Origin of the sequence: Alteribacter natronophilus, assembly GCF_006007885.1 — a bacterium.
In the GTDB taxonomy this organism is placed as follows: domain Bacteria; phylum Bacillota; class Bacilli; order Bacillales; family Salisediminibacteriaceae; genus Alteribacter; species Alteribacter natronophilus.
On the sequence record NZ_VCRO01000001.1, the window covers coordinates 840745 to 856484 of the forward strand.

Consider the following 15740-nt stretch of genomic DNA (forward strand, 5'->3'; position numbering starts at 1 on the left):
ATTATTCCGAAGGTCCTGTCATCTTCTCAGGATTGACAGCGTTTTCGAACTCCTCTTCGGTTAAGTATTCAAGTTCAACAGCTGTCTCTTTCAGCGTTTTACCATCATCAAATGCCTTTTTGGCAATTGCTGCTGCTTTTTCGTAACCAATGTGGGGATTAAGGGCCGTTACGAGCATCAGCGAGTTTTTCACATGGTTATCAATAACATCTTTATTTGCCTCGATCCCCGACAGACATTTATCCGTAAATGAATTCATTGAATCGGAAAGAAGCCGCACCGACTGCAGGAAGTTATAGATAATCACAGGTTTAAAAACGTTCAGTTCGAAATTCCCCTGACTTGCAGCAAAACCGATGGCTGCATCGTTCCCGAAAACCTGTGACGTAACCATGGTCAGTGCTTCACTCTGTGTAGGATTTACTTTCCCCGGCATAATTGAGCTGCCGGGTTCATTTGCGGGAATTGTAATTTCGCCAATGCCCGACCTCGGACCGCTCGCAAGCCAGCGCACGTCATTTGCGATTTTCATAAGATCCGCTGCCAGTGCCTTGATGGCCCCATGTGCATAGGCAAGCTCATCGTGACTGGTAAGCGCATGGAATTTATTCTCCGAAGACGTAAAATTATGTCCGGTAATGCTGCTGATTTCCTCAGCCACCAGGTTTCCAAACTCGGGATGGGCGTTGATTCCCGTTCCTACTGCTGTACCTCCGATTGCCAGCGCATGTAAATGGGCTGTGCTTTCTTCTGCCATCTGCCCGCTCTTTTTAAGCATATGGACCCACCCGCTGATTTCCTGGCCAAGTGTCAGCGGTGTTGCATCCTGAAGGTGGGTCCGGCCGATTTTGATTACATCGTCGAATTCAGCAGCCTTCTGCTCAAGGGTCTCCTTCATATGTGTAATTGCCGGGAGAAGCCGTTTATGAATATCCTGGACAGCAGCAATATGCATGGCTGTCGGAAATGTATCGTTGGAACTCTGTGAGCGGTTCACATCATCGTTCGGATGGATACGCTCGCTGGAGCCTTTCCTGCTCAGAATTTCATTTGCCTTGAATGCCACTACTTCATTCATATTCATGTTGGACTGGGTACCGCTTCCTGTCTGCCAGACGACAAGAGGAAACTGGTCACTGTGGTCCTCTTCCCGGATCTTTCGGCAAACCTCGGAAATAGCATCGGCCTTACCGGAAGACAATTTACCAAGGCGCTGATTGGCTTTGGCACATGCTTCTTTAAGAATGGTAAAAGCGCTTACTACTTCGGCCGGCATTTTTTCCGTACCGATTTTAAAGTTCTGGAGGCTTCTCTGGGTCTGTGCCCCCCACCATTTGTCCGAAGGTACCTTCATTTCTCCGAGTGTGTCTTTTTCAATTCGATAATCCATCTCGATTCCTCCTTTATTTACAAAACTTCATTTATCCCTTCTGATAAGTTACCCTGACCGGAGTGCTGTTAAAACCTTCCTGGCGGCATTTTTCAACAATCTGCCGCCACTTCCATTCCTTGCAGGGGAATACAAAAAAGTGCCGGTTCTAAAAGAACGCAGCACTGCCTGTTGCACCATTAATCAAGTACATAAGAAAATAAATGAACATCAGTACCAGACCGATACTGATCACAATTTTAAAGATTGTCCCCACTACTCTAAGAACGATGATTCCTGCAATCACCAGAATAATAATCCCAAGCCATTCCATTGTGCTCTCTCTCCTTTTGGAACATTTCCTTTCTATCGTACCAGATGTCTGCTTCCTGTGCGACAGACAGGGTGTTAGATGACAATTTTCCCAAATTAGCCGCGTCTTTCACAGATTTGTTGACAATCACTGGTTTTTTTCGGTAACGTAAAGTCATACTCAAAATTCTGAATTTTGCAGTTATAACAAAAAAACGTGGAGGTGCTTGATTTTGAACGTACTTCAGCCGGCAAAAGATTCACATCAGATGAACAACTATGAAGAAGCAAGAAAATCATTTAACTGGGATCAGGTAAAAGAAGCATTCTCCTGGAACGAGACAGGAAAGGTAAATCTGGCTTATGAAGCAGTGGACCGCCATGTGGAAAACGGGCTGGGCAACAAACCTGCCCTGCTCTATTCAGACGCAGAACGTGACGAAACACTGACTTTCCGCCAGCTTCGCGACTTCTCCAACCAGGCTGGAAATATGTTCATTAATCTTGGCGTGGAAAAAGGGGATAGAGTATTTATTTTCATGCCCCGCTCACCGGAACTGTATTTTTCACTTCTGGGTGCGATTAAAGCAGGTGCTGTTGTCGGCCCTCTTTTTGAAGCATTTATGAAAGATGCTGTTAAAGCAAGACTTGAGGACAGTGAGGCCAAATTTCTGGTTACAACACCGGATCTTCTCCCCCGTGTACCTCTGGATGAACTGCCTAACCTGGAAAAAGTGGTCATTGTGGGAGACGATGTACCGGCAGGAGAGAGATTTGTATCTTACTTCGATAAAATGAAAGCGGCTTCAAAGGAATCCGCTGTTAAGTGGGTTGATCTTGAAGACGGAATGATCCTTCACTACACTTCAGGATCGACAGGTAAACCAAAAGGTGTATACCACGTTCATAATGCCATGCTTCAGCATTATCAGACTGCCAGGTGGGTGCTGGATTTAAAAGAGGACGACGTATACTGGTGTACAGCCGACCCGGGCTGGGTAACAGGAACTTCCTATGGTATATTCGGCCCCTGGCTGAATGGCGTTACCAATGTCGTACGCGGCGGCCGTTTTTCTCCGGCTGACTGGTATGAAACGATTGAAAAATACAATGTAAGTGTCTGGTACAGTGCTCCTACAGCGTTCCGGATGCTTATGGCTGCAGATCCAAATATCAAGGAGCAGTATAACCTGAGCTCACTCCGCCACATTTTAAGTGTGGGCGAGCCTTTGAATCCTGAAGTTGTCAGGTGGGGTAATGAGGTATTTGACCTGCGTATACACGATACCTGGTGGATGACTGAAACAGGAGCCATGGTGATCTGTAATTACCCTACTGAACCGATCAAGCCCGGTTCCATGGGAAAACCTTTCCCGGGTATTGAGGCAGCGATTCTGAACGATCAAGGCGAAGAGCTCCCTCCAAATGAAATGGGAAACCTGGCTGTTAAGGCCGGCTGGCCGTCCATGATGCGGAAAGTGTGGAATAACGAAGCCAAATACAATGAATACTTCGCCATTGAAGGATGGTACGTTTCCGGAGATACTGCCTACCGGGATGAAGATGGGTATTTCTGGTTCCAGGGACGAAATGATGACGTGATAAACACTGCGGGTGAACGTGTCGGCCCGTTTGAAATTGAAAGTAAACTGGTTGAGCACCGTGCTGTAGCTGAAGCTGGAGTAATCGGTAAACCCGATCCCGTCAGAGGACACATCATTAAGGCCTTTGTATCCCTGAGAGATGGCTACACGGAGGATGACGAGCTGAAAGAGGAAATTCAGCAGTTTATCAAAAAAGAACTGTCCGCACACGCCATGCCGCGTGAAATCGAATTTAAAGATAAGCTGCCTAAAACACGCAGTGGTAAAATTATGCGCCGTGTTCTTAAAGCATGGGAACTTGGGGAACCAACAGGCGACCTGTCCACTATGGAAGACTAAAGCTGAAGGATATCCGCAAAAAACGTCCGCCTGCAGTGTAAAAGCCCCATCAAATATAAACCGGCAAAACGAAAAGAGGCATCCCTCAGTGGGAATGCCTCTTTTCGTGTATTTCCTGTACTTTAGTTCGATGCAAATACGTGGTTACCGATGCGGCTGTCAATCGTAAGACGGTCTACCCAGTCAGACGTTGCTGTATCCGGGTTGAAGAAGAACAGAGCACCATTGGACGGATCATTTCCGTTCAGCGCATCACGTGCAGCCTTAACAGACTCGGCACCCGGCTCATTGTAGATTGTCCCGTTCATAACCGGTTCAAAAGCATAGCTGTTTCCGTGAGTCTCATAGATAACTTCAGTCATCGTGTCAGGAAAATCGCTGCTCTCGATACGGTTCAGCACAACTGCAGCTACCGCTACTTTACCTTCGTAGGATTCGCCTCTTGCTTCAGAATGAACGAGCCTTGAAAGAAGGTCTACTTTATCGTCACGGACAGCTTCACCTGTATTCAAAACGTCACCAGGATAAATCATTGTATCTGTCAAACCATTATTCGCTTTCAATTCGTCAACTGTAATTCCATACTGCTGACTGATTAACCAGAGCGTGTCCCCACTCTGTACCGTATATTGAGAAGACGCATCGGCATCGTTTGGCATAAGAAATGCCGCCAATGCAAATGTGCCTGCTGCAATCCATTTTTTCATTACGCCTTCCTCCTTAAATAAACAAAATTCCTGTCCGAGTTGGACAATCATTATGTTAACCCGGGAGCAGCCGGGTTTCAACAGCCGAATGATAGCAGGAGATACACAATATGGAAATGATATTGTATTAATTGAAAGCTTCAATTACACTTAAACTATATTATGCTGAATTTTCGGCATCTTCAATAATATTCGGCACTTAAAAGGAGTTTTCAAAATGTTTGCGGATCATTTTGATAATGATGACATGATCAACGCCATACTTGAAGGCATAGATGAAGGAATTCACGCGGTGGACCGGGAAGGCATCACCGTTTACTACAACCGGATTGCCGCAGAGCACGATGGTCTTGAAGTTTCCGAGGTGCTCGGAAAACCCCTGCTGGAGGTTTTCCCCTCCCTCTCTGCACATACGAGCACACTCCTTCAGGTTATGGAAAAAGGCGAGCCTATTTACAACCAGCCCCAGTCGTACCGTAATGTAAAAGGTAAACTCATTGATACTGTGAACACGACAATCCCTCTCTACGCAGATAATACCATCATAGGATCACTTGAAATTGCAAAAGATCTGAGCCGTGTTAAAGACCTTTCCCTTAAACTTCTCGAACTGCAGGCAAAGGCGGACGACCGTTCGGCCAAGGCCAGAAAAATCAGTGGCAATGAAAGGCTTTTTACATTTGATCACATCATCACGGCATCTGCTTCAGTAAAAGATCTGATTCAAAAAGCCGAAAAAATATCACACACGACATCCCCCGTATTTGTTTACGGAGAAACCGGAACCGGAAAAGAACTGCTTGTACAGGCGATCCATAATGCTTCACCGAGAAGACATCAGCCTTTCATCTCACAGAACTGTGCCGCCATCCCCTCTTCTCTCCTTGAAAGTATCCTTTTCGGAACTGCCAGGGGAAGTTTTACCGGTGCTGTGGAGCGTGAAGGTTTTTTTGAACTGGCTCATGGGGGGACACTGTTCCTGGATGAAATTCATACTCTCCCCCTTGATCTGCAGGCAAAACTGCTTAGAGTACTGGAAGACGGCGTCGTACGAAGGGTCGGCTCATCCGGAAGTTATATGACCGATGTCCGGATTATTACGGCATCCAACGAAAATCCCGAGGATCTTCTTGCAGATAAAAAAATCAGACCCGACCTTTACTACCGGCTTAATGTGGTCTCAATGCGCCTTCCTTCCCTGCGGGAAAGAAAAAACGATATCCCTATTCTGGCCCGCCATTTTATCTCCATGTTCAACTACAGGTTCAACAGACTTGTTACAGGTGCTTCAAAAGAGGCTGAAGAAGCATTAATGCAATGGAACTGGCCGGGAAATATCCGTGAGCTTAAGCATGCTATCGAGTCGGCTATGAACATCGCAGAAGGTGACCTGATTGAAGCCGGCGACCTCCCTCCCTTCCTCCTGGACGGCTACGGGAGAGCTGCTTCCGTTCAATCACGTTCCCTTAAGGAAGCAGTGTCGGAGCATGAAAAGGTGCTGATTGAAAAAGCACTGCGGGAAACAGACCATAACGTAAAAAAAGCAGCAGCCCTTCTACAGGTTCCCCGTCAGACCCTCCAGTACAAAATCACAAAATACCGCCTTCAGTAGTGCCGGCTTTCCGGCACTTTTTTTATTTCCTCACTTGAAATTCCACCTTATTCCTTTAAATAGCGCGTTTCCTGAAAATCTGTACATTTGGCATGCTCCTTGCATTAACTATTACACGAGAATTTATTTACCGGGAGGAAATTTGAGATGAAAATGGACCTTTACAAACCGGCACGTCACTGGCAGGACATTGAACTGTGGAAAGATGTGCCTGAGGAAAAGTGGAACGACTGGATCTGGCAGCTGACGAACACAATCCGGACGCTCGATGACTTGAAAAAAGTTATTAACCTGACTCCTGAAGAAGAAGCCGGGGTGAAAATATCCACAAAAACCATCCCCCTGAACATTACGCCATACTATGCGTCACTGATGAACCCGGACGATCCGAGATGTCCAATCCGAATGCAGAGTGTACCGATTTCAAAGGAAATCGAGAAAACAAAATATGATCTCGAAGATCCTCTGTCGGAAGATGATGATTCCCCGGTGCCCGGTCTTACCCATCGTTACCCGGACCGCGTTCTGTTTCTTGTTACAAACCAGTGCTCCATGTACTGCCGCTACTGTACACGTCGCCGCTTTTCAGGACAGATCGGCATGGGAGTGCCGAAAAAACAGCTCGACGGGGCAATTGCCTACATTGCTTCAAACCCTGCTGTCAGGGACGTTCTAATTTCAGGCGGAGATGGACTGCTCATTAATGATCAGATCCTTGAATACGTGCTGAAAAACCTCCGGGAGATCGACCATGTGGAAATTATCCGTATCGGTACACGGGCACCGGTTGTATTTCCGCAGCGTATTACCGAGAACCTCTGTAATATTCTTAAGAAATATCATCCAGTATGGCTGAATACACACTTTAACACCAGCCTTGAAATTACAGAGGAGTCAAAGAAAGCGTGCGAAATGCTTGCAGACGCAGGAGTCCCGGTCGGTAACCAGGCGGTTATACTTGCGGGAATCAATGACAGCGTAGGTATTATGAAAAAACTCATGCACGATCTCGTGAAAATCCGTGTACGCCCTTACTACATTTATCAGTGTGACCTGAGTGAAGGAATCGGCCATTTCCGGGCTCCTGTATCCAAAGGCCTGGAGATCATTGAAGGCCTAAGAGGCCATACCTCCGGTTATGCCGTGCCTGCTTTTGTAGTTGATGCCCCCGGAGGAGGCGGAAAGATCACCCTTCAGCCAAATTATATGATCTCCCAGAGCCACGACAAAGTCGTACTGAGAAACTTTGAGGGCGTTATTACCACCTATCCGGAACCGAAGAACTACAAGCCGGACACCGCCGAAGAATACTTTTTCCAGCACTACAATAAACCGGGGAAACGTACCGGAGTATCAGCTCTTATGAATGACGATCAGAGTGCGATCGTTCCTGAAGGACTTGAGAGGCTGAACCGCCGGAAGTCCTATGAAGAAAAAGGGGATCACCGCACGCTGAAAGATCAGCGGGAAAAGCGGGATCAGATGAAAGAGCGGAAATATTTAAAAGAACAGAAAATGTATGAAGATAAAAAAGGCAAACAGGAGGAAGCATGATCAGGGGGTGCAGCTTGTGATATGTAACTGGTGTAAGTCCGATGCAGCAGTAAACAGTCTTGAATCAGCATACTGGGAACTGCCTGATGGCAGCCGAGCCGTGGAAATTACACAGGTTCCCTCAATCAAATGCCATGACTGTGGGATGATCTACATTGAAGAAGAAAAAATCAACGATATTGAGGACCAGTTTATGCTCATCGATACAAATAAGCTGGGTATGGTATTTTCATATAAAACTCTAATGGATCAGCCGCGATTTCTGAAAAGAAACTACTTTAATTTTGACCGGTAACTACAGGAGCCCCGTGAGTCAGACAGACTCACAGGGCTCTTTATTTTACTATTCGCCGTTTACAGTGACTTCGTCCAGATGTTCATGTCCTCAAACCCGCTCGAAATGATACAGTTATTGATCAGCGTCCCCTCGTATGTATAGCCGAGCCGCCCTACGGTCATGTTCATTCCGGTGCTCTTTGCCCTTGTTATTGAAAAAACGGTTGTAATTCCCTTTTGTTTACACTCTCTTTCCAGCACCTTCACAATGAAATGAAGAAGCATTTTCCCTCTGTATGCCGGATCCACCGCACAGTCAGTGATTTCTGCACTCCCATATCCGGTCTCCATAGCAGAAGCAGCCCCAATAACGACTCCATTATTGTTTTTCATTACAGCAAACGTATAATTGCTGCTGATCGCTTTTTTCAGTGCATCCGCGCTGAAAATGTCAGTGGGGTAACGGGGGAAAACATTCCTGTACAGTGCAGCAAGTGAATCCAGGTCGCTGGTTTCTGCAATCGTAACAGGGTAGGGCGGCACAGGATCCGCCTGAACGGTTTTACGGTCCTCTGCCACCCTCCTGAGAACTGCACTGTTTTCATCAGATGTTTCGGACTGACCACGCTCCTTTTTACCATACATGGTGTAGATGAACGCTTTCCTGCCATTAAAAAAACCTGCCGAAACCGCTTCCTGCCTGAATCCAAGATTTAAAAGACCCGGTTCGTCTGCGTTCATTGTGTAAATAATCCATTTCCCCCTGTTATGGCTGTTCAGATCATCTTCAAGTTTTTTCAGATCCGTATCTGTAAGGTCCGGAAGATAGGCTACAAGCCGGTCGTTTTTCCGGTCCTCTTCCCAGCTCTTCTTCATTGACATTTCCCCTCCTCCGACTCTTTTTTAAACGATCGTTTAAAAACAGAATATTCGCATGTTTTTTATGACGGTCCATCCTGATGGTTGACATGAATTCTTCAAATTCTCTGCGGAACGAATTTTGTTTTATTCCGCTTCAGGCCTAATACTCTCCTTTTCGGAAGGAAACGAGCTTCATCTCAGTCATTTCACTGATTGCGTATTTAATTCCTTCCCGGCCGTACCCGCTGTTTTTCACTCCGCCATAGGGCATATGATCAACTCGGAACGTAGGAATGTCGTTAATCAGAACACCGCCTGCCTCAATTTGCTCGGATGCATGAAACGCCTTGTTCATATCGTTGGTAAAAACGCCTGCCTGCAGTCCGAAATCCGAATCGTTAACGAGGTCAACTGCCTCCTGCCAGTCAGTGAACCCGTTTACGTGTACAACCGGACCGAATACCTCCCTGCACGACACCGAAGCATCGTGTGATACGTCGGAAAGGATTGTAGGCGTGACAATGTTCCCTTTCCTTTCACCGCCAAGATGAATAGAGGCGCCTTTACTTTCCGCTTCACCGATCCACTCCATGATCCTGTCGCAGTCATCTTCACTGATGAGGGCAGATACGTCTGTTGCCTCATCGAGAGGGTGACCGTACACAAGGCTTCCTGCTTTTTCCTTCATGGCACGAATCACTTCATCCTTAATGGATTCGTGTGCGTAAATCCGCTGGAGACTGATACAGACCTGTCCCTGATAGGCGAAGGCCCCAAGCACAAGCCGGTCTGCAATCGCGTTAATATCAGTTCCCTTATCAATTATCACGGCACTGTTTGAACCGAGTTCCAGCGTCATTTTCTTAAGGCCGGCTTTGTTTTTCAGACCGATCCCAACTTCCGGACTGCCTGTGAAAGTAACTACACTGATCCGGTCGTCAGTTACGAGCTTGTCCCCGATGACACTTCCCTTACCGGTAATTACGTTCAGGGCACCTTTTGGAAGACCTGCCTTCTCAAACTGTTCAGCGACGAAAAATGCACTTAAAGGTGTCTGTGAGGCAGGTTTCAGTACTACCGGGTTACCGCTGGCCACTGCCGGCCCGAGTTTATGTGCAACAAGATTCATAGGAAAATTGAACGGGGTAATGGCTGCGGCCACTCCAGCCGGTTCCCTTACCGCATAGGCAATACGCCCTTCACCTCCAGGGGCGGCGTCCATATTAATCATCTCGCTCGGAAGCCTTCTCGCTTCTTCACTTGCAAATTTATACGTCATAATGCTTCTTGCTACTTCCGTCCTGGCTGTCTGAAGCGGTTTAGCCGCTTCCATGGCTATAAGACGCGCCGCTTCCTCCCGATTTTCTTCAATGAGACGGGAGACATTGTATAGAATTTCCGCACGCTGGTGTGCAGGGAGTCTCCGCATTTCTTTCCTGGCATGGTAGGCGGCAGCGATCGCCCTGTCCGCTTCTTCCTCCGTAGCAAGTGGTATATCAGCCAGTTTTTCACCATCATAAGGGGACAGGAGAGCCTGAGTTTTTTCAGGCTCCTGCCATTCCCCGCCAATAAATAGTTTCTTCTGCAACATAGTTCACTCCTTTTTTCGGTACGTGCAGTGCTGAGTCATGACATTTTCCATGATCGTCAGACCTTCTTCAAGTTCGTCGTCCGTGATTACGAGAGGAGAAAGAATTCTCAGTACATTGCCGTAGAGACCGGCTCCCATGATTAGCAGACCGTTTTCAATACATCCCTGGATAATCCGCTGTGTAAGAGGCTTATCCGGGGTTTTGGAGTTTCTGTCTGTGACCAGTTCGATCGCAGTCATGGCTCCGATTCCACGGACGTCTCCCACTTCCTCAAAACGATCCTGCCACTCAAGAAAACGTTTCGTTACCTTTTCACCGATCTGACGCGCTCTCTGTGGCAGGCGGGATTCTTCCATAAGCCTGATCACTTCCAGTGCCGCTGTACATCCGAGGGGGCTGCCTCCATAGGTTCCGCCAATTTCCCCTGCTCCTGCAGAATCCATAATTTCCGCCCTGCCTGTGACGGCACTGATCGGGAATCCTGCTGCAATTGATTTGGACATCGTCATTACATCGGGTACGATGCCGAAATAATCACAGGCAAACATCTCCCCTGTTCTGCCGAAACCGGTCTGGACTTCGTCTGCTATAAACACTATTCCATACTTTTCGCAGATGTCCTTCACACCTTTTACAAATTCCCTGCCGGGATTTACAAAGCCCCCCTCCCCCTGGATCGGCTCCATGATCACAGCAGCGGTTTCATCCCACGATACTTCTGAAAGAAAGAACGTCTCCAGGCGGTTCAGACACCAGTGATCCAGCTCCCTGTCTGTCATGCCGTCAGGTTTTCTGTAATAATAGGGAAAAGGAAGTTTATACGTTTCCCCCACAAACGGGCCAAATTCATATTTGTAGGGTTTTACTTTGCTCGTCAGGCTCATGGCCATATAAGTCCGGCCGTGAAATCCCCGTTCAAAAGATACGACAGCTTTTCTTCCTGTATACTTCCGGGCAAGTTTTACCGCATTTTCCACAGCTTCAGCCCCGCTGTTCAGAAAAAAAGTCTTTTTATGGTGTTCTCCCGGTGTAATGTCGTTCAGTTTCTCTGCCAGTGCCACATACGGCTCATACATCATAACGTGAAAACACGGATGAATATAGCGGTCCAGCTGATTTTTCACGGCTTCTGTAACCGATGGCGGGCAGTGTCCGGCATTTAATGATCCGATTGCCCCGGCAAAGTCAATAAACCGGTTGCCGTCAACGTCTGTAATGACGGCCCCTTCAGCAGATGATGCAAAGGACATGGCTGTATTAAATGGTCCCTTGGGAATATTCCTGTTTCTCCGTTCAATCAGTTCCCTGGATTTAGGCCCCGGTATACTCGTCTGCAGGTGATAGTTTCTCTTCACTCTTTGTCCTCCTCCTCGGACCGGCCGCACCAGTCCATGATGGTCAAAGCAATGATCTGTGCGCACGAAATCACTTTATCAACTTCAATGTATTCATCTGCATAGTGAGCCATACTGGTAACACCCGGACCAAAAACGACAGTCGGTGTCTGACCGGCTGCTGTCAGCAGACCGCCGTCCGTCCCCCATGGAGAAGCTTCTACAGCAGGCCGTTCACCCATAACTTCCGTAAAATGATTTTCAAGGATACCAAGAAGAGGATGCTCTGTGTCCACTGAGCCCGGAAGCCAGCGGGCCCCGAACCATTCCACTTCAACAGGATGGGCTGCAAACCACCCGTCCTCCATGCCAAGCGCTGCGACTGCCTCCACGAATTCTCTTTTTGCTTCATTTATATTTTCATCCGGAGCAATACCGAAACGACCTTCAATCCTGACGAGATCAGGCACCGAAGACGGCCATTCCCCTCCTTCGATTACTCCTACATTAATAGGGACAGGGATCGGAATCGAGTCAAACAGGGGATCTGATATCCGTTCATTCCGCTTTCTCTCAAGTTGACTGAGAACATCCAGAACTCGTTTGGATTTTTCGATGGCACTGACTCCTTCGTACCTTGTTCCTCCGTGAGCTGACCTTCCTTTTACGTGCAGGCGGAACCAGACAGAGCCCTGCTGCTTTGGGAAAATCTTCATTCCGGTCGGTTCCGGGATCAGCGCTGCATCACCAGTATAACCTTTTACGATGGCAGCAAGTGTGCCCGCTCCGCCACTTTCTTCTTCAATCACGCTGTGAAAAATCAGATCACCTTTCAGTTCTACACCGCATTCCTTCAGAGCCTCGACTGCGAGAAGCAGAGCCGAACTGCCGCCTTTCATATCAGTTGCTCCTCTGCCATAGACCTTGCCGTTCTTATACTCACCGCCGTAAGGATCACACGTCCAGTCCTTTAAGTCACCTTCAGGTACAACATCCACATGACCGTTTAAAACGAGAGAACGCCCCCCTCCTCTTCCTTTTTTCACTCCTGCAACATTGGGGCTCCCCCTGAAAGAAGCCCGTGGACTGATAAAATCAGCATGGTTAAGCAGGCTCTCTCCACCCGGTTCCCACACATCCACCGCAAAGCCCAGTTCCTCCAGTTTTCCTGCAACCATAGCCTGAATGCCTGCCTCATTCATCTGCGTCGATGGTTCACGAATCATGCTCTGCAGAAAACGAACGGCATCCTCCCTTGCCCCGGCAATCCATCGGCAGACCTCTTTGTTTTTCTGTTTCACAGCTTCCCCTCCTGTGGAGCAATGACTGTATATTCCGTAATCAGATCGGGCTCCGTTTTTTCTCTAACATCCTCAATTGTGAAGGGAGGAAAAACCTCCTTTAAGATCAGCCCCCGGGGGCTGATTTCTATGACAGCCATATCCGTAATCACCATATTTACACAGCCGGCTGCCGTAAGAGGCAGTGAACAATTCCGGAGAATTTTCGGGTTCCCCTCCTTGTCGGTGTGGTTCATGAGAATCACAACTTTCCCGGCCTTTTCGGCCAGCTCAATTGCGCCACCCATCCCGGGTACTCTTTTGCCCGGTACAATCCAGTTTGCCAAATCTCCGCTTTCACTGACCTGAAGGGCTCCCATAATTGTCATATCAAGCTTTCCACGGCGGATAACAGCAAAAGCTGTTGCGCTGTCAAAATAGGAAGCACCTCTGGCAACAGTAATGGGAAAACCGCCGGCATTGCAGAGGTGAGGATTTTCCTTTCCTGCTGCCGGGCTTGGCCCCGTTCCAAGCACACCATTTTCGGCATGGAACATAACCGGAACAGTTTCCGGTACGTAATCAGCTACAAGTGTGGGGATCCCGATTCCCAGATTAACAACCATTCCAGGGGTTATTTCCCGGGCTGCCCTTCTCGCCATCTGATATCTTATTTCCTTTCCCATACCCATCTCCAGTTCACCCCTTCACTTTGAACAACACCATTGACAAAAACTCCCGGTGTAACCACTTCTTCAGGGTTAAGTGCGCCGGTTTCCACGATTTCCTCTGCCTCAATAATCGTCATTGTGCCTGCCATGGCAACAAGGGGGTTTGTATTTCTTGCACTTGTATCGTAGACAGCGTTCCCATACTGATCGGCTTTTTTCGCATACACAATGGCAACATCCGCAGTAAGTGCTGTCTCCAGAAGATAGGACTGCCCTTTTAAGGAAATTATCTTTTTACCCTTTGTAACGTCACTGTTATCAAGTCCCGTATCCACCAGCACTCCCCCGAGACCGACGCCCCCTGCTCTGATTCTTTCGGCAAGCGTGCCCTGTGGAGAAAATTCAACTTCAAGCTCCCCGCTTGTCATCTGACGGCCGGCTTCCGGATTCGAACCGATGTGGGAGGCAATCAGCTTTTTAACACGTCTGGCTGTAATCAGCTTTCCTACACCGATTTCGGGAAAGCCTGCATCATTTCCGATAAGTGTCAGATCGGCAATACCCCGTTTCAGCATACCGTCAATGAGGGTCGGAGGATTCCCGACTCCTCCAAACCCTCCAAACATCACTGATTTACAATCCGCGATCAAATCGAGTGCATCGTCAACGGTCATCAGTTTATCAACAGGCTTAACTCTGCTTGCCATGTTATACTCCTCCTGCCCTGAAAATAGGCCGCAGAGGCGATTAGCCTCAACCGGCCTTCGCACGTAACCAAAGAGCTGATGTGATGCTTTAGTGTGACTGGAATTCACCCTACTGAACTGAAAAAACCGAGAAGCTGTAATTCATCCTGAACTTCCTTTACAGTGGCTTCAAAAATTGCAGCAAGCTTATCAATCTCCTCTTTTTTTATGACAAGAGGAGGAGCAATTATGACGGCGTCTCCGTTAAGACCGTCCGCTCCTGCAGAAGCCGGGTATACGATCAGACCGTTTTTCATAGCTCTGTCGATAATCGTCCGGGACACATGAACCTCTCTGGAAAAAGGCAGTTTATTAAATATATTGGAAACAAATTCGACGCCGGTAAGCATTCCCCTTCCTCTTACATCTCCAATAATAGGATATTTCTGCTGAAGTTCCCTGAGCCGCTCTTTCATGTACACGCCATTCTCCTTTGCCTTCTCCACGAGCTTATGCACCTCCATGTACTCGAGAACTTCGAGTGCCACCGCCGCAGACTGCGGATTGGCACTGTATGTGTGCCCGCTCATAATAAGTCCGGATCCTTTAAAGATCGGCTCCATTACCCTGTCGCTGATCATTGCTGCGGCTATCGGAGCATAACCTGCACCAAGGCCTTTTCCCAGAACGATAATATCCGGTGTTACACCCCAGTGTTCAATGGCGAACCTCGAACCGCACCTGCCGATCCCGCTCATAACTTCATCCGCTATAAAAAGGATATCGTTCCTCCGGCAAATATCCATGACAGCTTGATAATAGCCATCAGGGGGAACAATTGCAGCACCTGCTGCCCCGATTACCGGCTCAGCAATAAATGCTGCAATGTTTTCAGCGCCGACCCTGCGGATAGCCGTTTCAAGCTCACTTGCACAGTGAAGACTGCATTCCGGAAAAGTTCTGTTAAACGGACAGCGGTAACAGTATGGCGGCTCAAGAACCGGAAAGTCTTCCAGAAGCGTTGAAAACCGTTCTCTGCGGCCGAGATGACCGGACATAGAGAGGGCACCAAGCGTAATACCGTGGTAACTCATCCATCTTGACAGAACTTTGGTTTTCGTCTTCTTTCCTTTTTCCTGCCAGTATTGAATGGCTACTTTCAATGCTGTTTCCGCTGCTTCGGAACCGCTGTTTACAAAAAAGGACCAGTTAACATCACCAGGTGCCCATTCCTTCAATTTCGCTGCCAGTTTCTCTGCCGGTTCATTCGTGAACTGCGAACGGTAAACAAACGATACTTTTTCCGCCTGCTCTTTCATGACATCGGCTATCTCGAGAACACCATGGCCAATGCCGGCAGTTACGGCACCTGAGGATCCGTCAAGATACTCGTTTCCCTCGGTATCATAAAGGTATATGCCTTTTCCATATGCAGCCTGAGGATACTCATCGTTCAAAAAGGGTTTAATCAGCCAGCTTTTATTCAACTGCACCCCTCCTCGTTCCGTTATGTCGCATTTATTGTTTGAAAAATCAGAATTTT

Annotated in this window: 14 protein-coding genes; 4 read left to right on the forward strand and 10 right to left on the reverse strand. The window is 47.9% G+C overall.

Translation table 11 applies throughout. From position 1 onward, the window contains the following. Position 1 precedes the first annotated feature (1 nt). Positions 2-1390, reverse strand: coding sequence for a class II fumarate hydratase (gene fumC / locus FGB90_RS04185; protein ID WP_138809292.1), 1389 nt, complete (start codon positions 1388-1390; stop codon positions 2-4). Between the two features lie 148 nt (positions 1391-1538). After that, complete coding sequence (locus FGB90_RS19570; protein WP_171051692.1) at positions 1539-1703, reverse strand: hypothetical protein; 165 nt, start codon at positions 1701-1703, stop codon at positions 1539-1541. Positions 1704-1950: 247 nt separating this feature from the next. Here FGB90_RS19570 and acsA point away from each other — a divergent pair, with 247 nt between their 5' ends. Then, on the forward strand, positions 1951-3624 hold the full coding sequence (gene acsA / locus FGB90_RS04190; RefSeq protein ID WP_246056087.1) for an acetate--CoA ligase: 1674 nt from the start codon (positions 1951-1953) through the stop codon (positions 3622-3624). 122 nt (positions 3625-3746) lie between these two features. Here acsA and FGB90_RS04195 read toward each other — a convergent pair whose 3' ends face one another. Further along, complete coding sequence (locus tag FGB90_RS04195; protein ID WP_171051693.1) at positions 3747-4331, reverse strand: cell wall hydrolase; 585 nt, start codon at positions 4329-4331, stop codon at positions 3747-3749. Positions 4332-4548: 217 nt separating this feature from the next. Here FGB90_RS04195 and FGB90_RS04200 point away from each other — a divergent pair, with 217 nt between their 5' ends. The 3 genes from FGB90_RS04200 (at position 4549) to FGB90_RS04210 (ending at position 7792) form a co-directional block, all read left to right on the forward strand. After that, positions 4549-5943, forward strand: coding sequence for a sigma-54 interaction domain-containing protein (locus tag FGB90_RS04200; protein ID WP_138809295.1), 1395 nt, complete (start codon positions 4549-4551; stop codon positions 5941-5943). Positions 5944-6090: 147 nt separating this feature from the next. Continuing rightward, positions 6091-7497, forward strand: coding sequence for a lysine 2,3-aminomutase (gene kamA / locus FGB90_RS04205; protein ID WP_138809296.1), 1407 nt, complete (start codon positions 6091-6093; stop codon positions 7495-7497). Positions 7498-7513: 16 nt separating this feature from the next. Beyond that, the gene (locus tag FGB90_RS04210; RefSeq protein ID WP_246056048.1) at positions 7514-7792 is read left to right on the forward strand and encodes a YokU family protein; all 279 of its coding nucleotides are present in this window, start codon (positions 7514-7516) and stop codon (positions 7790-7792) included. A gap of 59 nt (positions 7793-7851) precedes the next feature. On the opposite strand, the gene ablB is transcribed toward FGB90_RS04210, so the two are convergent. From ablB to FGB90_RS04245, 7 genes are all read right to left on the reverse strand, one after another. Next, positions 7852-8649, reverse strand: coding sequence for a putative beta-lysine N-acetyltransferase (gene ablB, locus FGB90_RS04215; protein ID WP_171051694.1), 798 nt, complete (start codon positions 8647-8649; stop codon positions 7852-7854). A 145-nt stretch (positions 8650-8794) separates the two neighbouring features. After that, positions 8795-10225 (reverse strand): aldehyde dehydrogenase family protein, encoded by a 1431-nt coding sequence (locus FGB90_RS04220; RefSeq protein ID WP_138809299.1) that lies wholly within the window; start codon positions 10223-10225, stop codon positions 8795-8797. A 3-nt stretch (positions 10226-10228) separates the two neighbouring features. Next, positions 10229-11581, reverse strand: a complete 1353-nt coding sequence (gabT, locus tag FGB90_RS04225) for a 4-aminobutyrate--2-oxoglutarate transaminase (protein WP_138809300.1) — start codon at positions 11579-11581, stop codon at positions 10229-10231. After that, positions 11578-12861 (reverse strand): peptidase, encoded by a 1284-nt coding sequence (locus tag FGB90_RS04230; RefSeq protein WP_138809301.1) that lies wholly within the window; start codon positions 12859-12861, stop codon positions 11578-11580. Before FGB90_RS04230 ends, gabT begins: the two co-directional genes overlap by 4 nt. Continuing rightward, the gene (locus FGB90_RS04235; protein ID WP_138809302.1) at positions 12858-13532 is read right to left on the reverse strand and encodes a 3-oxoacid CoA-transferase subunit B; all 675 of its coding nucleotides are present in this window, start codon (positions 13530-13532) and stop codon (positions 12858-12860) included. The genes FGB90_RS04230 and FGB90_RS04235 overlap by 4 nt, the downstream gene beginning before the upstream one ends. Then, positions 13511-14218, reverse strand: a complete 708-nt coding sequence (locus FGB90_RS04240) for a CoA transferase subunit A (RefSeq protein WP_138809303.1) — start codon at positions 14216-14218, stop codon at positions 13511-13513. Before FGB90_RS04240 ends, FGB90_RS04235 begins: the two co-directional genes overlap by 22 nt. Before the next feature lie 104 nt (positions 14219-14322). Further along, positions 14323-15684, reverse strand: coding sequence for an aspartate aminotransferase family protein (locus tag FGB90_RS04245; protein ID WP_138809304.1), 1362 nt, complete (start codon positions 15682-15684; stop codon positions 14323-14325). Positions 15685-15740: the final 56 nt, after the last annotated feature.